This window comes from Crossiella cryophila, assembly GCF_014204915.1.
Taxonomy (GTDB): domain Bacteria; phylum Actinomycetota; class Actinomycetes; order Mycobacteriales; family Pseudonocardiaceae; genus Crossiella; species Crossiella cryophila.
Map to the genome: position 1 here is coordinate 377,665 of NZ_JACHMH010000001.1, position 21,137 is coordinate 398,801.

At 71.1% G+C, this 21,137-nt stretch carries 20 protein-coding genes; 14 read left to right on the plus strand and 6 right to left on the minus strand.

Features of this window, described 5'->3' with window-relative positions; genetic code table 11:
• Nucleotides 1-71: 71 nt before the first annotated feature.
• Nucleotides 72-1,073 carry an alpha/beta fold hydrolase gene (locus HNR67_RS01725; RefSeq protein ID WP_185000244.1) on the plus strand — a complete coding sequence of 334 codons (1,002 nt, stop codon included), beginning with the start codon at nucleotides 72-74 and terminating at the stop codon, nucleotides 1,071-1,073.
• Nucleotides 1,074-1,306: 233 nt separating this feature from the next.
• A complete protein-coding gene (locus tag HNR67_RS01730) occupies nucleotides 1,307-2,044 on the plus strand; it encodes a M23 family metallopeptidase (RefSeq protein WP_312986195.1) in 738 nt (245 codons plus the stop codon).
• Between the two features lie 457 nt (nucleotides 2,045-2,501).
• Here HNR67_RS01730 and pcrA read toward each other — a convergent pair whose 3' ends face one another.
• Complete coding sequence (gene pcrA / locus HNR67_RS01735) at nucleotides 2,502-4,898, minus strand: DNA helicase PcrA (protein WP_185000245.1); 2,397 nt, start codon at nucleotides 4,896-4,898, stop codon at nucleotides 2,502-2,504.
• Nucleotides 4,899-5,037: 139 nt separating this feature from the next.
• Here pcrA and HNR67_RS01740 point away from each other — a divergent pair, with 139 nt between their 5' ends.
• Complete coding sequence (locus HNR67_RS01740) at nucleotides 5,038-5,652, plus strand: DedA family protein (protein ID WP_185000246.1); 615 nt, start codon at nucleotides 5,038-5,040, stop codon at nucleotides 5,650-5,652.
• Here the strand turns inward: HNR67_RS01740 and HNR67_RS01745 are convergent.
• Nucleotides 5,636-6,106, minus strand: a complete 471-nt coding sequence (locus HNR67_RS01745) for a hypothetical protein (RefSeq protein ID WP_185000247.1) — start codon at nucleotides 6,104-6,106, stop codon at nucleotides 5,636-5,638. The two genes, HNR67_RS01740 and HNR67_RS01745, sit on opposite strands and share 17 nt — an antisense overlap.
• A gap of 279 nt (nucleotides 6,107-6,385) precedes the next feature.
• On the opposite strand from HNR67_RS01745, the gene HNR67_RS01750 reads away from it, so the two are divergent.
• Nucleotides 6,386-6,682, plus strand: a complete 297-nt coding sequence (locus HNR67_RS01750; RefSeq protein ID WP_185000248.1) for a chorismate mutase — start codon at nucleotides 6,386-6,388, stop codon at nucleotides 6,680-6,682.
• A gap of 206 nt (nucleotides 6,683-6,888) precedes the next feature.
• Here the strand turns inward: HNR67_RS01750 and HNR67_RS01755 are convergent, their stop codons facing one another.
• Nucleotides 6,889-7,995 (minus strand): arginase family protein, encoded by a 1,107-nt coding sequence (locus HNR67_RS01755; RefSeq protein WP_312986197.1) that lies wholly within the window; start codon nucleotides 7,993-7,995, stop codon nucleotides 6,889-6,891.
• A 62-nt stretch (nucleotides 7,996-8,057) separates the two neighbouring features.
• On the opposite strand from HNR67_RS01755, the gene HNR67_RS01760 reads away from it, so the two are divergent.
• The 6 genes from HNR67_RS01760 to HNR67_RS01785 all read left to right on the plus strand — a co-directional run bounded on the left by HNR67_RS01760 (nucleotide 8,058) and on the right by HNR67_RS01785 (nucleotide 14,113).
• On the plus strand, nucleotides 8,058-8,360 hold the full coding sequence (locus HNR67_RS01760) for a hypothetical protein (protein WP_185000249.1): 303 nt from the start codon (nucleotides 8,058-8,060) through the stop codon (nucleotides 8,358-8,360).
• Nucleotides 8,361-8,462: 102 nt separating this feature from the next.
• The gene (locus tag HNR67_RS01765; protein WP_185000250.1) at nucleotides 8,463-9,200 is read left to right on the plus strand and encodes a PIG-L deacetylase family protein; all 738 of its coding nucleotides are present in this window, start codon (nucleotides 8,463-8,465) and stop codon (nucleotides 9,198-9,200) included.
• 39 nt (nucleotides 9,201-9,239) lie between these two features.
• Nucleotides 9,240-10,115: a hypothetical protein gene (locus HNR67_RS01770; RefSeq protein WP_185000251.1), complete on the plus strand. Its 876-nt coding sequence runs from the start codon at nucleotides 9,240-9,242 to the stop codon at nucleotides 10,113-10,115.
• Between the two features lie 220 nt (nucleotides 10,116-10,335).
• Nucleotides 10,336-11,145, plus strand: coding sequence for a hypothetical protein (locus HNR67_RS01775; protein ID WP_185000252.1), 810 nt, complete (start codon nucleotides 10,336-10,338; stop codon nucleotides 11,143-11,145).
• Nucleotides 11,146-11,255: 110 nt separating this feature from the next.
• The gene (locus tag HNR67_RS01780) at nucleotides 11,256-12,182 is read left to right on the plus strand and encodes a hypothetical protein (protein WP_185000253.1); all 927 of its coding nucleotides are present in this window, start codon (nucleotides 11,256-11,258) and stop codon (nucleotides 12,180-12,182) included.
• Nucleotides 12,183-12,352: 170 nt separating this feature from the next.
• The gene (locus tag HNR67_RS01785; RefSeq protein WP_185000254.1) at nucleotides 12,353-14,113 is read left to right on the plus strand and encodes a serine/threonine-protein kinase; all 1,761 of its coding nucleotides are present in this window, start codon (nucleotides 12,353-12,355) and stop codon (nucleotides 14,111-14,113) included.
• Here the strand turns inward: HNR67_RS01785 and HNR67_RS01790 are convergent.
• Entirely contained in the window at nucleotides 14,110-15,015 is a 906-nt protein-coding gene (locus HNR67_RS01790) for a LysR family transcriptional regulator (protein WP_185000255.1), read from the minus strand. The two genes, HNR67_RS01785 and HNR67_RS01790, sit on opposite strands and share 4 nt — an antisense overlap.
• A gap of 82 nt (nucleotides 15,016-15,097) precedes the next feature.
• Here HNR67_RS01790 and HNR67_RS01795 point away from each other — a divergent pair, with 82 nt between their 5' ends.
• Nucleotides 15,098-16,027, plus strand: coding sequence for a DMT family transporter (locus tag HNR67_RS01795; protein ID WP_312986200.1), 930 nt, complete (start codon nucleotides 15,098-15,100; stop codon nucleotides 16,025-16,027).
• Between the two features lie 37 nt (nucleotides 16,028-16,064).
• Here the strand turns inward: HNR67_RS01795 and HNR67_RS01800 are convergent, their stop codons facing one another.
• The gene (locus HNR67_RS01800; RefSeq protein ID WP_185000265.1) at nucleotides 16,065-16,757 is read right to left on the minus strand and encodes a response regulator; all 693 of its coding nucleotides are present in this window, start codon (nucleotides 16,755-16,757) and stop codon (nucleotides 16,065-16,067) included.
• Nucleotides 16,754-18,004: an ATP-binding protein gene (locus tag HNR67_RS01805; RefSeq protein WP_246492791.1), complete on the minus strand. Its 1,251-nt coding sequence runs from the start codon at nucleotides 18,002-18,004 to the stop codon at nucleotides 16,754-16,756. The genes HNR67_RS01800 and HNR67_RS01805 overlap by 4 nt, the downstream gene beginning before the upstream one ends.
• A 224-nt stretch (nucleotides 18,005-18,228) precedes the next feature.
• On the opposite strand from HNR67_RS01805, the gene HNR67_RS01810 reads away from it, so the two are divergent.
• From HNR67_RS01810 to HNR67_RS01820, 3 genes are all read left to right on the plus strand, one after another.
• Nucleotides 18,229-19,743 carry a PspC domain-containing protein gene (locus HNR67_RS01810; RefSeq protein ID WP_185000269.1) on the plus strand — a complete coding sequence of 505 codons (1,515 nt, stop codon included), beginning with the start codon at nucleotides 18,229-18,231 and terminating at the stop codon, nucleotides 19,741-19,743.
• Complete coding sequence (locus HNR67_RS01815; RefSeq protein ID WP_185000271.1) at nucleotides 19,733-19,936, plus strand: hypothetical protein; 204 nt, start codon at nucleotides 19,733-19,735, stop codon at nucleotides 19,934-19,936. The genes HNR67_RS01810 and HNR67_RS01815 overlap by 11 nt, the downstream gene beginning before the upstream one ends.
• A 124-nt stretch (nucleotides 19,937-20,060) precedes the next feature.
• Nucleotides 20,061-21,098 (plus strand): LacI family DNA-binding transcriptional regulator, encoded by a 1,038-nt coding sequence (locus HNR67_RS01820; protein WP_312986203.1) that lies wholly within the window; start codon nucleotides 20,061-20,063, stop codon nucleotides 21,096-21,098.
• Nucleotides 21,099-21,137 lie beyond the last annotated feature (39 nt).

Genomic DNA, 21,137 nt, shown 5'->3' on the forward strand with positions numbered 1-21,137 from the left:
TGGTGGGAACCCACATAAAACGATGCGATCGAGGGCGGCGAATATGGTCCAGATCACTTACCGTGAGTTGTATGGGCAACGATGCCACGACCGGGTTACTGGGGTTCGCCAGCGGGCTGCTCCAGCAGGCCCGGCATGGCGTGGGCGAGGCGTTCGAGGTCTCGTCGGAGACGCTGCGGTTCGTCCGGTCGCTGCTGACCCCTGGCGGGTTGCGCGGGGCGACCATGGAGACGGCCTGGCTGGCCGCGCACGCGGTGCTCTACCCGTGGGGCGCGCTGACCGAGCAGCTGCGTTCCGAGGGTCCCTACGGCAGCTACCGCACCGACGGGCTGCCGCCGATGCAGCGCGGGCTGGTCTGCTCGGACCTGGAGGCGGCCGGCACGCCGATCGTGCTGGTGCACGGGATCGGCGACAACCGGTCGATCTTCACCTTCCTGGCCGCCGCGCTGCGCAGGCGCGGCTTCGGCGTGGTGCACGCGGTGAACTACAGCGTGCTGACCGCGCTGACCGGTGACATCCGGGCCGCCGCGGAGTACCTGGGCAGGCACCTGGAGCGGATCTGCGAGCAGACCGGGGCGGAGTCGGTGCACGTGGTCGGGCATTCCCTCGGCGGCGTGATCGCCCGCTACCACGTGCAGAAACAGGGCGGGGACGCCCGGGTCCGCTCACTGGTGACGCTGGGCTCGCCGCACGCGGGCACGATGACCGCCTACCTGCTGCCCACCCGGCTGGCCCGGCAGCTGCGGCCGGGCTCCAAGCTGCTCGGCGAGCTGGCCGAGCCCGCACCCGGCTGCCGGACCCGGTTCCTGGCGGTGTGGAGCGAGCTGGACCAGATCATGATCCCGCAGCGGACTGCTTGCCTGGAGCACCCCGACCTGGATGTGGTCAACCACCGGGTCCGGGATGTGGGGCACCTCTCGTTGCCGGTGGATCCCGCGATCGTGCACACGGTGCTCACACATCTCACTCGATCGGATGGATTGAGCCGCCACCCAGTAGCGAATAGAAGTGAGCTGGGTCACATGATCACGGATACTGAGTGTCATCTCAGCAAGTCTCAGACTTGTCAGTAACCCCCGTTCAGCAGAATCTCCGCCCAGGGGTTTGCCCCTAGGGGCGCCGCGCCGTTACTGTCCCCGGGTCCGTTGTCACGGTCCGATCACAAGAGGACACGGAGCCGGTTACCCCGACCAGCTCCACCAGGATCCCCCGCCTGGTTCGTCCAATCGGACTCCCCGAGACGGAAGGGCAGGCATTGACTCAGCACCGCTCCCCCGGCGGCGGTCATCCCTCCCACGCTGTCGACGTGGTCGACCAGCAGAAGGGCGAAGTGCGTCCCCGTGGCGCGCACCGGCTTCCGCCGCCGTCCTCCGCTATGCGTGGCAGGGTTGTCGTAGCAGCAGTCGCAGCAGGCGCGTTTGTCGCCGCAGGGTCATCCCTGGGCACCGGCAACGGCACTGCTTCGGCCAATGACGAGGTCACCCCACTGGCCTCCGGCGCAGACGCGTCGGCCAACTTCACCGCCGTCGGCGGCGACTCCCTGGAGGTCCTGCCGCTCGCGCGGTCCACGGACTCCTCGGTCGAGTACCAGAAGCTGGCCAAGAGCGAGCGCCTCAAGCAGGACCGCGCGGCCCGCGACGCCGAGGCGCGCAGGCCCATGTTCGTCTCGCCCGCGAAGGGCGTGTTCACCTCCGGCTTCGGTGGCCGCTGGGGAACCACGCACTACGGCATCGACATCGCCAACCGACTGGGCACCGAGATCGTGGCCGTCGCCGATGGTGAGGTCATCGAGGCCGGTCCGGCAAGCGGTTTTGGCCTGTGGGTCCGCGTGCAGCACAAGGACGGCACCATCACCGTCTACGGCCACATGGACCGCATCACGGTCAAGGAAGGCCAGAAGGTCAAGGCCGACCAGCAGATCGCGACCATGGGCAACCGCGGCTTCAGCACCGGCGTGCACCTGCACTTCGAGGTCTGGAGCCCCAGCGGCAAGAAGATCAACCCGCTGCCCTGGTTGAACGAGCGCGGCGTGTTCATCAAGTAGCCGGCGCCCAAGCCTGTACCGCACCCGCCCGGGTGTCGCATTCACGTGCGGCACCCGGGCGGGCGCGTGTCCCCACAGTTCCCCGGCCGGTTGTCTCCCGTCGGACCCGGCGGCCCCCGAAACACGCCGCCCAAGCCCTCAACCGCCGAAGCTCTGTCTCTTGGTAACTACCCGTTGTCCTCCCCGGTTATTCCCGCCCGATCGGGTGCCGATGACGATCTAACACCGCCCCACCGACAAAACTTCCCGCTCCGCGTCGACGGCTGCCTGTCGAGTTCCTGTTGGGATGGAACCGCAGGTCAGGGGGTTGGCCGGAATTGGTCAGGGGCGGTTTTGGATGTCCGGAGGGGCAGCGGCTGCCTGAGGTTGGGCCAAACGGCCGCACCACGCGCACAACAGAACGCCCCAGCACTGCCGAGGCGGCACTGGGGCGTTCCCGAACGGGTGAGGCGCGGGGTTAGAGCTTCACCATCGGCACGCCGCCGATGAGCATCAGGCGGACCTTGCCGGAGCTGCCGAAGTCGATGGTGGCGGTGGCCTGGGGGCCGGTGCCGTTGGTCTCCACCACGGTGCCAAGGCCGTACTTGTCGTGGCTGACGCGGTCGCCGACGTCGAGTTGCATGGCGGGGGTGTTCTGCCAGTTGCGGGCGCCGGGCAGGCGGGAGCTGCGCAGCGGCGAGGTCACCGTCTGGCTGCTGCTGGCGGCGCGGTCGAAGCCGCGGCGGCCCCAGGTGGTGGCGGCGGCCGGGCCTGCGCGGTCGGGTTCGACCCGGCGCCAGTCGAGCAACTCGGCCGGGATCTCGTCCAGGAAGCGGGAGGCCGGGTTCATCATGGGCTGGCCCCAGGCCGAGCGCATCAGGGCCCTGGAGACGTAGAGACGCTCCCTGGCCCTGGTGATGCCGACGTAGGCCAGTCGGCGCTCCTCGGACAGCTCGGCCGGGTCGCCGAGGGCGCGCTGGTGCGGGAACATGCCGTCTTCCCAGCCGGTGCAGAAGACCACCGGGAACTCCAGGCCCTTGGCGGTGTGCAGGGTCATCAGGGTGACCACGCCGTCGCCCTCGTCCGGCAGCTGGTCGGAGTCGGCGACCAGGGAGACGCGTTCCAGGAAGGCGGCCAGGGAGTCACGGGCGGGCAGGCCGTCGTCCTCGGGCAGGGGGGCGGTGTCCTCGGCGTCCTCGCCATCGGCGGGGGTGGCCACCTGGAGCTGGACGAACTCGCGGGCGACGGTGACCAGCTCGGTCAGGTTGTCCAGCCGGGAGGCGTCCTGCGGGTCCTCGCTGGCCTCCAGCTCACCGCGGTAGCCGGTCTTGTCCAGCAGGGTGTCCAGCACCTCGGCCACGTCCTGGCCGACCTCGACCAGGCCACGCAGTTCGGTGATCAGGTCCACGAAGCCGGTGATGGCGCGCTGGGAACGCGGGTTGAGCAGCGGGATGCGGTCCGCGGCCGCCTCGCGCAGGGCGGCGGCGAAGGAGATCCGCTCGCGTTCGGCGTGTGCGGCCAGCACCGCCTCGGCCCGGTCGCCGATGCCGCGCTTGGGCACGTTGAGGATGCGGCGCAGGCTGACCGTGTCCTCCGGGTTGTCCAGCACCCGCAGGTAGGCCAGCGCGTCCCTGACCTCGCGCCGCTCGTAGAAGCGGACGCCGCCGACCACCCGGTAGGGCAGGCCCAGCCGGATGAAGACCTCTTCGAAGACGCGGCTGGAGTTGTTGGTGCGGTAGAAGACCGCGATGTCGCCGTTGACCGCCTCGGCCGAGTCGACCAGCCGGTCGATCTCGTTGGCCACGAACGCGGCCTCGTCGTGCTCGTTGTCCGAGACGTAGCCGACGATCTTCTCGCCGTCGCCGGAGTCGGTCCACAGCCGCTTGTCCCTGCGGCCGGTGTTGCGCGCGATCACCGCGTTGGCCGCGGACAGGATGGTCTGGGTGGAGCGGTAGTTCTGCTCCAGCAGGATCGAGCGCGCCTGCGGGTAGTCCCGCTCGAACTCCTCGATGTTGCGGATGGTCGCGCCGCGGAAGGCGTAGATGGACTGGTCCGCGTCGCCGACCACGCACAGCTCGGCAGGCGGGATGCCGTCCGCCCCGGTGCCGACCAGCTCGCGGATCAGCATGTACTGCGCGTGGTTGGTGTCCTGGTACTCATCGACCAGCACGTGCCGGAACCGCCGCCGGTAGTACTCGGCGATGCCGGGGTGCTGCTGCAGCAGCTCCACCGTGCGCATGATCAGGTCGTCGAAGTCCATCGCGTTGGCCTGGGTCAGCCTGCGCTGGTACTCCCCGTAGACCTCGGCGACCCGGCGCTCCAGGTCGTTGCCCGCGCGCTCGGCCGCGTCCGCCGGGACGAGCAGCTCGTTCTTGAGGTTGGAGATCTGGATCGCCAGGTTGCGCGCCGGGTAGCGCTTGGGGTCCAGGTCGAGGTCCCGCGCCACCAGGGTGATCAGCCGGCGGGAGTCGTCGCTGTCGTAGATGGAGAAGTTGGAGTTCAGCCCGGCGGACTTGGCCTCCCGGCGCATCACCCGCACGCACATGGAGTGGAAGGTGGACACCCACATCGCCCGCGCCCGCGGTCCGACCAGGGCGGTGACCCGCTCCTTCATCTCCGCGGCTGCCTTGTTGGTGAAGGTGATCGCCATGATCTCGCCGGGGTGCACCCCCCGGGCCGCGAGCAGGTAGGCGATCCGGCTGGTCAGCACCTTCGTCTTGCCCGAACCCGCGCCGGCCACCACCAGCAGCGGCGCCCCGCTGTGTTCGACGGCCTCGCGCTGCCGTGGATTGAGCCCGTGCACCAGCTCGGCCGGATCGGCGACGACCGGGCGGCGGGGGGCGGGTGGGTCCTGGAGTTCGAACAAGGCGTCCATCGGGAGACCACGGTACTCGGGGCCACCGACACCCCAGGGTTTGCGTTCAGGGACGGTCCAGGGTCGTTCCCCGATTCTTCTCACCAGGTTCAGCGACAACATCACTACTAGTCCGATCGACCTAGTAAGTAGGGATGTCATGAACCTGATGCCGGACCTCGCTGGGCTGGGACCGCTCACGGTTCTGCTCATCATCACCGCGCTGTGCGTGGTCGAGGCGACCCTGCTGATCGGTTCCCTGGTGCCGGGCGAACTGGTGGTCATCGCCGGCGCGGTGACACTGGGGCCGGAGTACTTCCCGCTGGTGGCCATCACCGCCGGTCTGGGCTCACTGCTCGGCCAGACCGGCGGCTACCTGCTGGGCCGCGGCACCGGCGGCCGGATCAGGTACAGCTGGGCCGGGCGCAAGCTGGGCGAGCACCGGTGGGCCAGGACCGAGGCGCTGGTCAAGGCGGCGGGCCCGAGCATGATGATCGCGGTCCGGTTCGTCGCGGTCGGGCACACCCTGGCGCCGATCCTGGCCGGTGCGATGCGGGTGCCGCCGCGCCGGTTCTTCTTCCTCGCCGCGGTCAGCTCGATCGGCTGGTCGAGTGTGTGGGCGCTGCTCGGGTTGTTCGCCAGCAGCCTCGGCCAGGCGATGGACAGCCAGTTGATGGCCCTGGCGCTGGGTGTCGCCGGCATGGTCGTGGCCGGGATCCTGCTCACCAGGGCCGCCAACCGGGCCCTGCCGGTCGAGGTCAGTGGTCGTAGCTAGTCACCTGGATGTTGACCACGTTGTTGGTGTGGTTCTGCTCGGAGCGGCGGTGGCCGTCCGCCGTCACCGGGATGAAGGTGTGCGAGGTGGAGCCGTCCGTCACCCCGGTCACCGTGATCTTGGGCAGGCTCTGCCCGTGCTGCAGGTTGACCTGGTTCATGCAGAAGAACGACCAGGGCTCCGAGGGCTCGGGCACGCAGTCCCAGCCCTCGCCGGTGGCGGTCAGCTTCAGGCCCTTGACCCTGGGCGCGTGCACCGCGCCCACGCTGCCGGACTCCGTGCCCAGGTTGGTCACGGTCAGCTCGAAGTTGAACGCCTCCCCGTTGTATGCCTGGATGTCGGTGACGTTGCTGGCCATCGCGATGTCCCACTGCAGTGCGGGGGCGGCGTTGGCGACCGGCGCCGTGACGGCGAGCACGGTCAGGCCGATCGCGGTGAGGGCGAGCTTGCGCATGTGGGTTCCTCCCAGTGAGTGGATCTAGCTACCCAGCACATTCACGCACAACCGGGGCGTCAGGTTGCCCGGAATCCGGGACACGGGTCGACGCGGGCCGATGATCGTGCCAGAATCGGCGACGTGGCTCACCGCGCGTTCTATTTTTTCTACGGGTACCGGACTCCGGCACCCGTGGTCAGCTGACGCCAGCCGAACCACGACCGATGCCCCGGAGTCCTTGGACCCGGGGCTTTGTGCTGCGGGGACCGGGATAGCCGGGTCAGACCACCCGAGCAGATGAGGATCACCATGAACGCCGCGCTCGACAGCGACTCACAGCCCACCAGCACCGACGGCGACATCAGTTCGCTGCGCGAGGAGATCGACCACCTCGACGCGGAGATCCTGCGGTTGATACAGCGTCGCACCGAGGTCTCCCAGACCATCGGCGCCGCGCGGATGGCCGCGGGCGGGCCCAAGATCGTGTACAGCCGGGAGATGGCGGTGCTGGCGCGCTTCCGCGAACTCGGCCCCGAGGGCAAGGAGCTGGCCATGATCCTGCTCCGCCTCGGCCGCGGCCGTCTCGGGCGGTGACATTGGCGCGCTCCGCGCGCGGGATTTTTCGCTCTAAGTCGCCTCGTCGTGCACCCGCCGCACGCGAAGCAAGCTTCGGATGCGTCGGGCACACGACAAGGCAACGCGAAAAATCAACCCCGCCGCTGGTGAACGGCTCGCCGTGTCGCTGGCGCGCCACGCCTTTTCGCAACAAGTGAACGGGTGGGCCGCGGCCGCTCGGGGCGTTAGAGGTCCCAGTGTTCGCGCAGCGCCGACCGCACCAGGTCCAGATCGGCTGTGGTGCGGTCGGGGTTTCGCGCCGAATCGTCCGGCAGGTAGGCGAGTGGGTCGGCCAGTAGCGGTTCGGTGTGGCCGAGCAGGCCCTCGACCAGGGCGTGCAGGCACAGGGCCGCGTAGCCGCGCAGGTAGCCGCCCTCCTGGGTGAGGACCGGGCCGTGTCCGGTCAGTTCGTCGGCCAGCGCCGCCACGCGGCCGCCGATCCAGCGGTAGCCGGCGGCGGTCAGGTTGTGCCTGCCGTTGGGGTCGAAGGTGGAGCCGTCGAAGCCGGAGGCGCCCAGCAGCAGGGTGGGGCGGAACTGGCGGAGCACGGGTTCGGCGATCTCGGTGAAGGCTCGTTGATAGGCCGCGTCGCCCGCGCCGAGGGACAGTTCGATGTTGACGTTGTGGCCGGCGCCGGTCTCCTCGGGCGCGCCGGTCTGCGGGTGGGCCTGGCCCCAGCGGCCGTGCCGCATGTGCACCGAGACGGTGAGCACCCTGGGGTCGTTGTAGAAGGTCTCCTGGGTGCCGTTGCCGTGGTGCACGTCCCAGTCCAGGATCGCCACCCGCTCGACGCCGCAGGCCAGCGCGTGCGCGGCGGCCACGGCCACGTTGTTCACCAGGCAGTAGCCGTCGGCCTGGGTGGGCTGGGCGTGGTGGCCGGGTGGGCGGACCAGGGCGTAGGCGGTGTTCGCCCGGCCGGACAGGACCGCCTCGGTGGCGGCCACGGCGGTGCCCGCCGCGGCGCGGATCGCGTCCCAGGAGCCGGGGCCGACGACGGTGTTCTCCTCGATCGCGACCAGTTCGCCGGTGCCGCAGGCCGCCTGGAGGTCGGCCAGGTAGGCGGGGGTGTGCACGGCGGTCAGCTCGGCGGAGGTGGCGTGCCTGCCCTGGTGCCAGCGCAGGGCTCCGGCGACCGGGCCGTGCCGGAGGGCGTGCCGGAAGGTGCGCAGGCGGGCCGCGTTCTCCGGGTGTGGTTCGGGCTCGTCCAGCCAGTCCCAGCTGCCGGGCAGTTCCCACAGGCCGGTGCCGGTGTCGTGCGCCAGGCAGTCCGGGTGCCAGTAGACGTCGATCACCGGGGGAGCATTTCAGGGATGTCACCGATGCCGCCGCCGCATTACCGGCGCACACTGGGTTTATGCATCTCATCGCTGTTCTCGTCGCGCTTGTCGCCTTGCTCGCCGCGCTGGCGAACGGCGGCTACCTGGCCATGCTGAAGTCCGCCGCCACCAAGCGGGCGGGCGGCGAACCCGTTGTGCACTACGTGCAGGAGCGGATGCCCAAGGTCGGGATCACCGTCGTGCTCGCCGTGCTGGCGCTACTGATGACCAACGGCGGGTTCATCTTCGACGTGCTGGCCGTCGTGGTCGCCGCCGGAGCCGGGGCCACCGCGGCCAAGGAGCTGCGCTCCACTCACGAGCGGTATGGCAAGGCAAGCTGATCTTGCTCCCGGGCGGGTGGAATACACCCGTCCGGGTATCACTCCGGGTAGTTAGAGGGACCCGGAGCGCAACCAGATGGCGGGACACCTACCCTGGGTGAGATGGCTCACGGACCCGCTCTCGACGACCACGACATCACCCGCGCCCTGGTCGTCGCAGCTCACCCAGACGACGTCGACTTCGGCGCCGCCGGGACGGTGGCCGCCTGGATCAAGGCGGGCGTCGACGTCGCCTACTGCCTGTGCACCTCCGGCGAGGCGACCGGCGATCTGGCCACCCCCCGCTCGGCAATCGCCGACCTGCGCGAACAGGAACAACGCGCGGCCGCCGAGATCGTCGGCGTGACCAACCTGTACTTCCTGCGGCACCCCGACGGCCGGGTCGTGCCGGGACTCGCGCTGCGCCGCGACATCACCAGGGTGATCCGCACCTTCCGGCCGGACCGGGTGCTCACCTGGTCGCCGGAGATCAACTGGGACCACATCGTCACCTCGCACCCGGACCACCGCGCCGCGGGCGAGGCCACCCTGGCCGCGGTCTACCCGGACGCCCGCAACCCGCACGCCTATCCCGAGCTGCTCACCCAGGAAGGGCTCCAGCCCTGGACGGTGCGCGAGCTGTGGCTGGCCGACGGGCCCCGGCAACGACGCAACCACGCCGTCGACATCACCGACCTGATGCCGCTCAAGCTGGCGGCCCTGCGCGCGCATCAGTCACAGACCGGAGGAATGGCGGGGCTCGAGGAGCAGCTCCGCGGCGAGTTCGCCAACCAGGCGAACTACGCCGGTCTGCCCGAGGGCAGGCTCGCCGAGACGTTCCAGGTGGTCAACACGGCATAGGCGGGAAACCGCCCTGCTGGGGCGAAAGAGGTCAGCGAGATGAACAGCGGACAGGGGCCCCCCGAGCGGTACCGGCCACGCCACGGCCGGCACCGCCCGGAAGCCAACGCACTGTCCTGGACGCCGGAGGTGTCGCGGCCGGAGCCGCCACCCCTGGTGGACCCGGTGGCCGACACCGCGCCGCCCGGTCTGCGCAAGTTCGACCTCGGCATGGTCCCGGCCTCGGTCACCCCGCCGCGCACCTGGAAGCGGGCGGCCTGGTTCGCCGGGCTGTCCTCGGCCACCGTGCTGCTGGTGCTGGTCGCCGCGGCCACCGCGCTGGTCAGTCCGGGCGGGGACGACCGCCTCGACGCGCTGCCCGGGTATCCCAGTGACATGGTGCTGCCCGATGGCAGCCGGTCCGGCACGCCGAAGCCGACCAGTAGCGGCGGCGCCCGCGCGGGCAGCCGCACGCCCAGCGCCGCGCCCAAGTCGCCGCGCACCTCCGGCACGCCGTCCGGGCCGGTGCGGCTCACCGGGGGCGAGAGCAAGCCGGGCAGCAGCGTCTCGCAGCCGCCGGTGACCACGGTGACCAACGACCGGGCCGTGCCGCTGGTCCCGGTGGACAAGCTGGCCGGGCAGACCATGGCCTTCTTCGCCGCACTGCCGGAGGACCCGCAGCGCGCGTTCGAGGCGCTGACCGGACCGGCGATCAAGGACAGCGGATTCCCCGCCTTCCAGCAGCGTTTCGACAACCTCCAGCGGGTCGAGGTCAAGACCATCCAGGTCGATCCGGGCCGCGGGGTGACCACCTCGGTGGTGGAGGTGCAGGCCAAGGACGGCTCGCTGAGCACCCAGCAACGCGAGCTTGTGTTCACCGTGGCCGAGGTGCCATTGGTCAACGGCGAACGGCTGGTGTCCGCCGCCGAACGGTGAGCCCGGACCTCAGCCGGACTCAATGCACGCAGTGACCATTCATCCGTTCGACTGGCTTTTTTCGACCGCTTGTCGACTCGAACGGGTGAACTGTGGCCAGTCGCTGGCTCCCGCTGCCGATGTGACGGTACGAGTCCTGACGACCACAGAACGTACGGAGGCCACCACCGTGGAGCGTTCGACGACTGGTCGTCGGCACCACCGTGCCGGATCAGTCACCGTGGCGGATCTGATCAGGCAGCAGCCCTGCCCGGTCCGGATCCCGCCACGCGAGGTAGTCGAGACCGAGGAATTCGTCGACGAGCTGCTCGGCGAGGAGACGACCGTGACGGTCGCCCCGCCGCAGCCGGTAGAGCGCACCAAGCGCTCGACCCGGCTGATCGGCATGCTCATCGGCGCCATCGTGCTCACCGGCGCGGTCACCGCCGCCTCGGCGATCACCTCGAACAACTGGACCAGCCCGCAGGCCAGTCCGGCCCCGGTGCAGCGGGCGACCGAGCTGACCGGCGCCATGGTGCTGCGGCCCGACCTGCTCACCGCCGAACTCGTCAGCTCGCGCACCTCGCAGCGCTCCCCGGCCGAGCGGAGCCCGGCCCCGGTGGCCGGGGTGCTGGTGGCCGAGGCGACCAGCTCGCCGCTGGCCGTGCGGCCGGGCAAACCGGTGGTGACCACCACGCCGGTGGCCCAGCGCACCGCGACCACCCAGCCGCCTGCCCAAGGGCTCAACACCCCGGTCGGCGTGGTCAGGGAGTTCTACCAGCGGCTCGGCCAGAAGCAGCCGGAGACCGCGGCCGGACTGCTGACCCCGAACCTGCTCGGCGACCTGGCCGCGTTCATCCGGTCCTGGACCGAGCTGCGCCAGCTGGAGCTGAAGGAGACCGAGACCCGGCCGGACGGCTCGGTGCTCGCGGTGGTCCGGTTCCAGCAGGCCGACGGGAGCTGGCTGCACGTCGAGCAACTGCTCCGACTGGCGAACTCGGTGCCCATGCGGATCACCGGCGCGGAGCTGCTTTCAGCCCAGCGCGGTTAGGCCATTAGGCCGAAGATTGCGCATAAGTTCACCCGAATTGGTGGCACACAACACCTCAAGTCCGGTATCTCAACCCCGTTGAGAAGCTCCCCGGCCGGAAGGTGACAGCGGTGCGCAAGGGCAGTTCACGGGATACCGAATCCCAGATCCTGGTGACCGACCTGCTCCGCAGGGAGGGCCAGACGCCCAAGGCGGAACGCCGCCCGAGGACGGCGCTGCGGGTGCTCGGCGCGGCCGCGGGTGTCGCGGTGCTGTGCGGCACGGTGGCGCTGGGCATCACCTACGCCGCGGGCGAGGACGGCCCCAAGACGCCAGCCGCGGCGCAGCAGAACCTCTCCGGCATCGTCGGCGGCAAGGCGCTCTCGCCGAACGCGATCAACGCGCAGACCGGCCAGGAGGGCGGCGGCGAGCAGCCAGGCGGCGGCACCGGTGGCGACCAGCCCGGCGGCCAGGGCTCCAATGGCGGCAACGGTGGCACCGGCGGTCAGGGTGGCCAGGGCGGCCAGCAGGGCGGCGCCGGGACCGGCGGCGGTCAGCAGGGCGGCAACGGCGGCACCGGCAACGGTGGCGGCCAGCAGGGTGGCAACACCGGCGGCGGCAGCACCGACCCCGCGCCCACCGGCGGCCAGACCAGCCAGACCGGCGTCCCGGCCACCAGCGCGGGCAAGCCCACCTCCAGCGCGCCGAAGCCCACCTCGGCCGCGCCCACCAGCAGCAAGAGCGGCGGCATCCTGGACCCGATCCTGGACCCGATCCTCGGTCTGCTGGGCAAGGCGCCCGACCAGCCCGAGCAGGCATTCGCGATGCTCGGCCCGGAGATGCGCTCCGGCGGCGTCGAGGAGTTCAAGGCCGACTGGGCCGGGGTCGAATCGGCCACCGTCGCCGAGTCCAGGGCCGACGGCGTGGACGCGGCCGTGGTGACCGTGGACTACCGCTGGAAGGACGGCCGCACCCTGCGGGTCGAGCAGCGGATGACCGTGGACAAGGTCCAGCGGAAAATCACCAACGCCAAGGTTCTGTCCAGCAAAGGCCGTTGACCAGCACTGATGGCATTACCTCCAGTAGCGGCGGCACCCGAGTTGACCAGCCGCAAGTCAACCCGTCCGGGTGATACCCCTAACCTAGGTGGCGTGACCGACACCGGGACCCGGGCTGACGAGCGCCGCTGGCACGCCCCGATCCTGCCGGTGCGCAGGACGGAGGAGCTGTGAGCGACGAAGGCCGCCTGGTCTCCGGGCGCTACCGACTCACCAGGCGGATCGGCGCCGGTGCGATGGGTGTCGTCTGGCAGGCCAAGGACGAACGTCTCCAGCGGGTCGTGGCGGTCAAGCAGCTGCTGCTCCAGCCCAACCTGGAGCACTCCGAGGCGGAAGAGGCCAAGCAGCGGGCGATGCGCGAGGGCCGGATCGCGGCCCGGTTGCAGCACCCCAACGCGATCGGCGTCTTCGACGTGGCCGAGGACGACGGCGCGCCGTGGCTGGTGATGGAGTACCTGCCCTCACGCAGCCTGGCCGCGGTGGTCAGCGACGAGGGTCCGCTGCCGCCGCGTGAGGTCGCCAGGATCGGCGCGCAGGTCGCGCTGGCGCTGTGGGCGGCGCACCAGGCCGGGATCGTGCACCGGGACGTCAAGCCCGGCAACATCCTGATCGGCGACGACGGCACGGTGAAGATCACCGACTTCGGCATCTCCCGTGCTCAGGGCGATGTCACGGTGACCAGGACCGGCATGCTCGCGGGCACCCCGGCCTACCTGGCGCCCGAGGTGGCCAAGGGCTACGAGCCGGGCGCGCCATCGGATGTGTTCTCGCTGGGCTCCACGCTGTACGCGGTGGTCGAGGGCGAGCCGCCGTTCGGGCTGAACGAGAACACCCTGGCGCTGCTGCACTCGGTGGCCGCCGGTGTGGTCCGGCCGCCGCAGATGGCCGGTCCGCTGACGCCGGTGCTGATGCACCTGCTCCGGCCGCAGCCGAACGACCGCCCCAACATGACGCAGGCGAGCGAAGCCCTCTCCGCGGTGGCCGCGGGGCGGCAGAGCGCGCTCAGCACGCCTCCGGGCGGCTGGGCCACCGTGGTGACGCCGACCACCCAGCTGCCCAACGGGCCGTCCGCGCCGACCCAGTCGATGCCGCCCGCCCTGCAGTCGCACCCGCAGGCGTTGCAGTCGCCGCGGCTGCATCAGGGTTCCGGCCCGCAGATCCAGAACCAGCCGCCGATGACCCGGCTGGACGCGCGACCGCTCTCGGACGCGCCGATGACCAGGGTGGGTCCGCCCACCCCGCCGCCGCGCCCGCACCCGGCCACCAACACCGGCGGCCGCCCGATCGGCCCGATCGGGCCAGGGGGTCCAGGCGGCTCGGTCAAGAACGCGCCGCCCCCGCCGCCGGAGCGCTCGCGGCGCAAGACGATCCTGCTGGCCGCCGCGGCCGTGGTGGTCGCGGCGCTGGTCGGCGTGCTGATCGCGAACTACGCGTTCAACAACAACACCGGCAACGCGGGTCCGCAGACCTCGGACGTGCTGGTGCCCACGACCGCCGCCGCGCCGACGAAGAAGACCACGCCGAAGAAGACCACCGCCGAGGCCACCTCCTCCAGCAGTACCACGACCAGCACCACGACCACCTCGGCCGCGCCGACGCTGGCGCCGGAGGACATGGTCTCGGAGGTCAAGAAGTACTACGCGCTGCTGCCGGACCGGGCCGAGGCCGCATGGCAGCGGCTGGGCCCTGCCATGCAGCAGAAGACGCCGTTCGCCTCGTACAAGAAGTTCTGGGACGAGATCAAGGACGTCGAGGTCGGCGATGTCACCGCGCAGGGCAAGGACAAGGTGCGGGTGCAGCTGACCTACACCAAGAAGAACGGCGAGCAGAACGAGTCCTCCGAGACCCGGGTGCTCACCATGGTCCCCAACGCGGACACCGGCGCGGCGCAGATCAACGGCGACCAGCGCACCGGCGGCGGCAACAACTAGCGGGCGGCCGTTCGCGCGGCCGCCTGGAGCGCGCCGAGCAGCGCGCGCAGCACCGGCCGGCCCGCGTCGGCGGTGCGCACCGCGGCGTAGATCCGGCGCACCGGCTCCGGGTTGCGGACCTTGCGCACCAGCACGCCGGGGTGCACCGCGCCCAGGCCCAGTTTGGGCACCAGGGTCAGGCCGAGGCCGGCCGCGGCGAAGCCCTGGGCGGTGGGGAAGTCGTCGGACTCGACCACGAAGCAGGGGCTGAACCCGGCGCTGGCGCAGGCCTCCAGCACCGCCTTCCGGCAGGGTCCGCTGGTGGCCATGCTGTCCACCAGCGGTTCGCTGCCCAGGTCGGCCAGGTCGATGACCCGTTTCGCGGCCAGCCGGTGGCCCTTGGGCAGGACCAGCCGGTAGGGGTCGTCGAAGAGGTGGGTGAGCTGGATGCCCGGCACCACCGGCTCGTCGTCGAAGACCACCACCACGGCCAGGTCGGAGCGGCCTGCGATCACCTCGTCGAGGGGGCTCTCCGGGTCCTTGAGGGTCAGGTCGAGCCGGACCGTGGGGTGTTCCCGGCGGAAGGCGGCGACCGCCGGCGGGACCAGGGCGGCGCCGGCGGTGGCGAAGAAGCTGACGCCGAGCCGTCCGGTGCGGCCCTCGCGCAGGTCGGCGAGGGAGCGCTCGGCCTCGGCCAGCTGGGCGGTGATCACCCCGGCGTGGTCGGCGAGCAGCCTGCCCGCCGCGGTGGGGCGCACGCCGCGGCCGGACTTCTCCAGCAGCGGCAGGCCTGCCTCGCGTTCCAGCGCGGTGATCTGCTGGCTGATCGCCGAGGGCGTGTAGCCCAGGTTGGTGGCCGCGGCGGTGACCGAACCGCTGGTCACCACGGCTCGGAGGACTCGCATCCGGCGCACGTCGAGCATGCCCCGACTGTACAGATTCGCTAAAGGGTCGTGTAGAAGTATTCACTTGTGCTGACAGGTTGCGGAGCGCACCGTTGCTGACGTGACATCCAAGGGCAATCTGGTGCGGTTGGGCCTGCTGGCGCTGTTCTGGGGCTCCAGCTTCCTCTGGATCAAGTTCGCGCTGACCGGGTTCTCCCCGGTGCAGATCGTGCTGATCCGGGTGGGGCTGGGGGCGCTGGTGCTGCTCGCGGTGGTGCGGGTGCAGCGGCTCCGGCTGCCGCGCGGTGGTCGACTGTGGGGTCACCTGGTGGTGGCCGCCTTCTTCAGCAACGTGCTGCCGTTCACCCTGTTCGGCATCGGCGAGCTGACCGTGGACTCGGGCATGGCGGGCGTGCTCAACGCCACCGTGCCGCTGTGGACAGTGCTGCTCGGCCTGGTGGTCGGCCAGGAACGGCGGATCAGCCTGGTCAGGGCGATCGGGCTGGCGATCGGGTTCGCCGGCACGCTGGTGATCTTCGCCCCGTGGCAGGGCGCGACCTCGGAACTCGGCGGCGCGCTGGCGATCACCGCGGCCGCGGTGAGCTACGGCATCGGCGCGCTGTACATGGCCAGGTTCCTGGCCGGTGAGGGCCTGCCGCCGGTGGTGGTCTCGGCCGCGCAGATGATCTCGGCCACCGCGCTGATCGCGCTGGCGGTGCCCTTCGCCGGGCTGCAGCCGGTGCACCTGAGCTTCGCCTCGGTGGGTGCGGTGACCGTGCTCGGCGTGCTGGGCACCGGGATCGCGTTCATCTTCTTCTACCGGCTGATCGCCGATGAGGGCCCGACCAGCGCGACCACGGTGGCCTACCTGATGCCGCTGGTGTCGGTGCTGCTGGGTGCGGTGGTGCTGCAGGAGGAGATCGGACTTCGGGTGGTGCTGGGCATGGCCGTGGTGCTCGCCGGGGTCATGCTGGCCCGGCGCCAGCCGAAGGTGGCCGCTGTCGCACCGGAACCACTGCCGGTGCCCGCGGCGGCCACCGCCGGGAAGTGAGCGGGGCGGCCCGGCGCTCGACGCCGGGCCGCGTCACTCACACCAGGCGGCGGTCGGAGGCCCAGCGGGACAGCTCGTAGCGGTTGGAGAGCTGGGTCTTGCGCAGCACGCTGGACACGTGCGTCTCCACCGTCTTGATCGAGATGAACAGCTCCGAGGCGATCTCCTTGTACGCGTAACCCCTGGCCAGCAGGCGCAGCACATCGCGCTCGCGCGGGGTGAGCAGGTCCAGCTCGGGATCGCGGATCGGCGCGGCGCCCGGCCGGTCGGCGAAGGCGTCCAGCACGAAGCCGGCCAGGCGCGGGGAGAAGACCGCGTCGCCCTCGCGCACCCGGCAGACCGCGTCCACGAGTTCGCGGCCGGAGATGGTCTTGGTGACGTAGCCGCGGGCGCCGTTGCGGATCACCGCGATGACGTCCTCGGCCGCGTCGGAGACGCTGAGCGCGAGGAAGACCACGTCCGGGAAGGCCTTGCGGGCGCGGCGCAGCACCTCGTTGCCGCCGCCGTCGGGCATGTGCACGTCCAGCAGCACCACGTCCGGGCGGAAGTGCCCGATGCCGGCGACCGCCTCGCCGACCGAGCCTGCCTCGCCGACCACCTCGACCTCGGCGTGCGCCTCCAGCTCGGCGCGCACGCCCGCGCGGAAGAGCGCGTGGTCGTCGACCAGGAAGACCCTGACCGGCCCCTTGGCCTCCGCCGGTGTCCCGGTGTTCTCGACCTCTTCGCTCACGTCCGTGCCTCCTTGCTCGCCCTGGGCATCTCGAGCTGGATCTCGGTGCCCTCACCGGGCGCGGTGCGCACGCGCACCTTCCCGCCGTTGCGCTCCATCCTGCCGTGAATCGAGTCGGCGAGCCCGTGCCGGTCGGCAGGCACCGCCTCCGGGTCGAATCCGGCGCCCCTGTCACGCACGAAGACGTAGACCACCTCGGGCTCGACCTCGGCGTACACGCTGACCTCGCTGACCCCGGCGTGCTTGGCCGCGTTGACCGCGGCCTCGCGGGCGGCCTGCACCAGCGCGGCCATCCGGTCGTCCAGCGGGCAGTCGCCGACCACGACCTGCTGCACCCGGATGGCGAAGGTGTCCTCGACCTGGCCGCAGGCGATGGCCACCGCGTCGGCCACGCTCTCCCCGGCCACGCCGTGCGCGGGTTCCTCGGTCTCGGGGGTGGCCGCGCCGCGGCCGTAGCCAGCCGGACCGTAGAGCCAGTTCCGCAGCTGGCGTTCCTGGCCGCGGGCCAGGCGGCTGACCTCGCGCGGGTTGTCCGACTGCTTGAGGATCAGGGCGAGGGTCTGCAGCACCGAGTCGTGCAGGTGGGCGGCGATCTCGGCGCGTTCCTCGGTGCGGATGCGCGCCCGGCGCTCCTCGTTCAGGTCCCGGACCAGGCGCAGCCACCAGGGCACGGTGAGCACGCCGACGCCGAGCAGGGTGGTGATCACGGCCAGCACGGCCAGCTGGGCCTGGTTCAGGTCCACGCTGCCGACCAGGAAGAACACGATGCCGGTGGCGGCGAACAGCACGCCGGCGCCCATCCGGAGCACGGCCATCCGGCCGCCCTGGCCGAGCATCCCGGACTTGGCCGAGTCCCGCCAGCGCCGTTTCTGCGCCTCGTCGGCCTCCCGCCACACCAGGGCGGCGCCTGCCAGTGCCACGCCAAGCGGGCCGACCACCCAGCCGCTGACCGCGCCACTCCACATGCTCAGCGCGAGCGCCATGGCCAGGCCGATGGCGATCACGCCGATGGCCTGCTGGCGCTGCACCGGGGTGTCGGTCTGTGGTTCGGCGCCTGCCATCCGCTGCGGCACCAGCAGCCACAGCAGGCCGTAGGCGAGCACGCCCGCGCCGGCGAAGGCGACCAGCACGGTGAAGGCGACCCGCACCCACAGCACGTTGACGCCGAGGTGCTCGGCGAGGCCGCCGGCGACCCCGGCGAGGATGCGGCCGTTGCGGCGGCGGTACATGCGCAGCGGGAGGACCATGGTGGCCTCGCCCGTGATCACGGGCGGCTGGCCCACGCCGCTGCGGTCGGTGCTGCCCGACGTGGCCTGGGAGTTCACCATGGCATGGTCACACGCGGGCAGCGGAGCCCGCATCGGGGCGGAACCCGGAGTCCCGGCCTCGGGGTGAGGTCGGGGGGCTTCCCTGATGTGGCGGAGCGGCCGGATCACCGAAGCTGTTCATCGTGAGCGGGACGGACGGAAACATGCGCGTCGAGGAGACGCTGCGCGACCTGTGGTCGTCGCGGCCACGGCGGCCCAAGGACGATCGCAAGATCGCCGGGGTGGCCGCCGCGATCGGCAATCGCTATGCGATCGATCCGGTCGTGATCCGGGTCGGACTCGTGGTGACGGCGGTGTACGGCGGCATCGGGTTGATCGTCTACCTGGCCGGGTGGCTGTTGCTGCCTGGTCCGGAGGACCGGGTCTCCCCGCTGGAGTCGCTGCTCGGGCGGGGCCACAGCGCCACGCCCAAGGTGCTGACACTGCTGTTGCTCTTCGGCATGCTGCCCGCCTTCGGCTGGGCGGCCACCACCTTCATCGGCGGCATCTTCGCGCTGGTCATGGTGGTCGGACTGGCCTACCTGCTGCACCGCAGTCGCGGCAAGATGCCGGCGCCGCCACCGCCACCGGTGACGGGCTACGTGCCGCCACCGATGCCGATGCCACCCTTCCCCGCGCCGGAGACGACGACGTACCCCGTGCCCCCGGTCGCGCCGGACCAGCCGACCATGGACCTGCGGACCCCGGCGCCCGAGGCTCCGGAGACTCCGGCTGCCACGGAGACCACGCACACCGTCGACCTGGGCATCCAGCAGGAGCAGGTGACCAGCCGGGTCGAGCCGGTGGCCGAGACGAGCACCCAGGCCGCGGACGCGCCGGTGACCACCGAGCACCCGGCCGGGGCGCCCCAGTTCACCCAGTCGGTCAGCACGCCGGAGACCCCGGAGGCGCAGGCCCGCCGCGAGCAGCTGCCCGCGCCGAGCTTCCCGCCGGTGACCTACCCGGCCACCGGCACCCCGCCGCAGTGGGACCCGCTGGGCGCCGCGCCGTTCGCCTGGGACCTGCCGGAGCCGCGCCGCACCACCGAGGTGGAGGCCGAGCCGGAACCCAAGCGCAAGACCAGGGTCACCTCGGTGACGCTGGCGCTGGCCTTCATCGTGGGCAGCGTGTCCGGCATCCTGGCCGGGCTGGTGCCCTGGTTCACCGCGCCGCACGTGGTCGGCATGGTGGTCGCGGTGCTGGCCATCGGCACCCTGGTCGGGGCCTTCCGCGGCGGCGGCAGGCTGCTGGTGGTGCTGGGCTTCCCGGTGGCCATCGTGGCGATCGGGCTGACCGCCTCGCAGTACTGGACGCAGAGCGTCGGCGAGCGGAGCTTCCGGGTCACCTCGGCCAGCCAGCTGGAGCCGAACTACCGGCTCGGCGCGGGCTCGATCGACCTGGACCTGAGCGCGCTGGACCTGAACGACCCCAAGGTCAACGCGAGCACCAGCATCGTGGTGGGCGCCGGGACGATCCACGTGGTCGTGCCCAAGGACGTGGACCTCGACCTCTTCTGCAAGTCCGCGATCGGCTCGGTCCAGTGCCTTGGCAACGAGCGTGACGGCGGCGGCGAGGTCAAGTTGGACGACAACGGGGCCGACGGCCCCGGCGGCGGCAAGTTGCGGCTGCGCGCGGAAGTACAGGGACCGGGAAGCGTGGAGGTGCACCGTGTCGGCTGATCAGCAGACCGAACGCAAGCCGAAGGCAAGCCTGTTCATGGTGTTGTTCGGGCTGTGCGGCCTCGGTGTCGCCGCCTACGCGCTCACCGACGGGGTCATCTGGCAGGTCGTGGACGTGCGCTGGGCGATCGCCGCCATCGCGTTGTTCATCGGACTGGCACTGCTCGGGAACTCCCTGCGTCCACGCAGGTAGGAGACCTCCCGGAAATCAAATCGATACTGAATTCACGTTTGACCCGATTGCGTCGCCCAGGTGGTTTCTTCCCACCGGAGCGGCGCATTCGGCTTTTTCGATCCTTCTCTGTATTAATAGCGGGGTGAAGACGCCGCCAGCCCTGCACGGAATCGGCCGCCCCACCCTGGAGGACGTGGCCGCGGTGGCGGGTGTGTCCCGCGCGACCGTGTCCCGGGTGATCAACGACTCGCCCAGGGTGAGCCCGGAGGCGCGCGAGTCGGTGCAGGAGGCGGTGCGCCAGCTCGGCTACGTGCCGAACAAGGCGGCCAGGACGCTGGTCACCCGGCGCACCGAGGCCATCGCGCTGGTGTTGTCGGAGAAGGAGAACAAGGTCTTCGACGACCCGCACTTCGCCACCGTGGTGCGCACCGCCACCGAGGAGCTGTCCACCATGGACACCCAGATGGTGCTGATGCTGACCCAGGACGAGACCACGCACGCCAGGGTGCTGCGCTTCCTCGGCGGCGGGCACGTGGACGGCGCGCTGCTGCTGGCCCCGCACAAGCGGGACCCGCTGCCGGAGGCGGTGGCCAACCTGCCCATCCCGGTGGTCTTCGGCGGCAAGCTGTGGCTGCCGGAGGACGGCCTGCACCTGGTGGACAACGACAACGTGGGCGGCGCCCGGATGGCCACCGAGCACCTGCTCGGCCTGGGCCGCCGGACCGTGGTGACCATCACCGGCCCGTCGGATGAGAAGGCCGCGCTGGACCGGCTGGCCGGCTGGCAGCAGGCGATGAGCGCGGATCAGGACCGGGTCGCGCGGCTGAGCGCCTGCGGGGAGTTCACCCGGCAGGGTGGCGAGCAGGCCATGCGGGAACTGCTGGCCAGGGTGCCCGAGCTGGACGGGGTGTTCGCGGCGAACGACCTGATGGCCGACGGCGCGCTGCGGGTGCTGCGCGCGGCGGGCCGCCGGGTGCCCGAGGAGATCGCGGTGATCGGCTTCGACGACCAGCCCGCGGTGGCCCCGCTGGCCGATCCGCCGCTGACCACCATCCGGCAGCACCCCGGCGAGCAGATGCGCCGGATGGTGCAGATCCTGCTCCGGCTGGTCGCCGGGGAGGACGTCCCGCCCGGCCGGGAGATCCTCCCGACCGAGCTGATCCGCCGCGCTTCCGCCTGACCCGTCCCACAACGGCCAACACCCCGTACAAGAACGGCC

What these genes read in the sequence shown, in the direction of transcription:
- HNR67_RS01750 (WP_185000248.1), top strand. Translation starts at nt 6,386, where the DNA reads ATGAGGATCACCATGAACGCCGCGCTCGACAGCGACTCACAGCCCACC.
- HNR67_RS01725 (WP_185000244.1), top strand. Translation starts at nt 72, where the DNA reads ATGGGCAACGATGCCACGACCGGGTTACTGGGGTTCGCCAGCGGGCTG.
- HNR67_RS01740 (WP_185000246.1), top strand. Translation starts at nt 5,038, where the DNA reads ATGAACCTGATGCCGGACCTCGCTGGGCTGGGACCGCTCACGGTTCTG.
- HNR67_RS01810 (WP_185000269.1), top strand. Translation starts at nt 18,229, where the DNA reads ATGCGCGTCGAGGAGACGCTGCGCGACCTGTGGTCGTCGCGGCCACGG.
- HNR67_RS01790 (WP_185000255.1), bottom strand. Translation starts at nt 15,015, where the DNA reads ATGCTCGACGTGCGCCGGATGCGAGTCCTCCGAGCCGTGGTGACCAGC.
- HNR67_RS01760 (WP_185000249.1), top strand. Translation starts at nt 8,058, where the DNA reads ATGCATCTCATCGCTGTTCTCGTCGCGCTTGTCGCCTTGCTCGCCGCG.
- HNR67_RS01765 (WP_185000250.1), top strand. Translation starts at nt 8,463, where the DNA reads ATGGCTCACGGACCCGCTCTCGACGACCACGACATCACCCGCGCCCTG.
- HNR67_RS01745 (WP_185000247.1), bottom strand. Translation starts at nt 6,106, where the DNA reads ATGCGCAAGCTCGCCCTCACCGCGATCGGCCTGACCGTGCTCGCCGTC.
- HNR67_RS01770 (WP_185000251.1), top strand. Translation starts at nt 9,240, where the DNA reads ATGAACAGCGGACAGGGGCCCCCCGAGCGGTACCGGCCACGCCACGGC.
- HNR67_RS01805 (WP_246492791.1), bottom strand. Translation starts at nt 18,004, where the DNA reads ATGGTCCTCCCGCTGCGCATGTACCGCCGCCGCAACGGCCGCATCCTC.
- pcrA (WP_185000245.1), bottom strand. Translation starts at nt 4,898, where the DNA reads ATGGACGCCTTGTTCGAACTCCAGGACCCACCCGCCCCCCGCCGCCCG.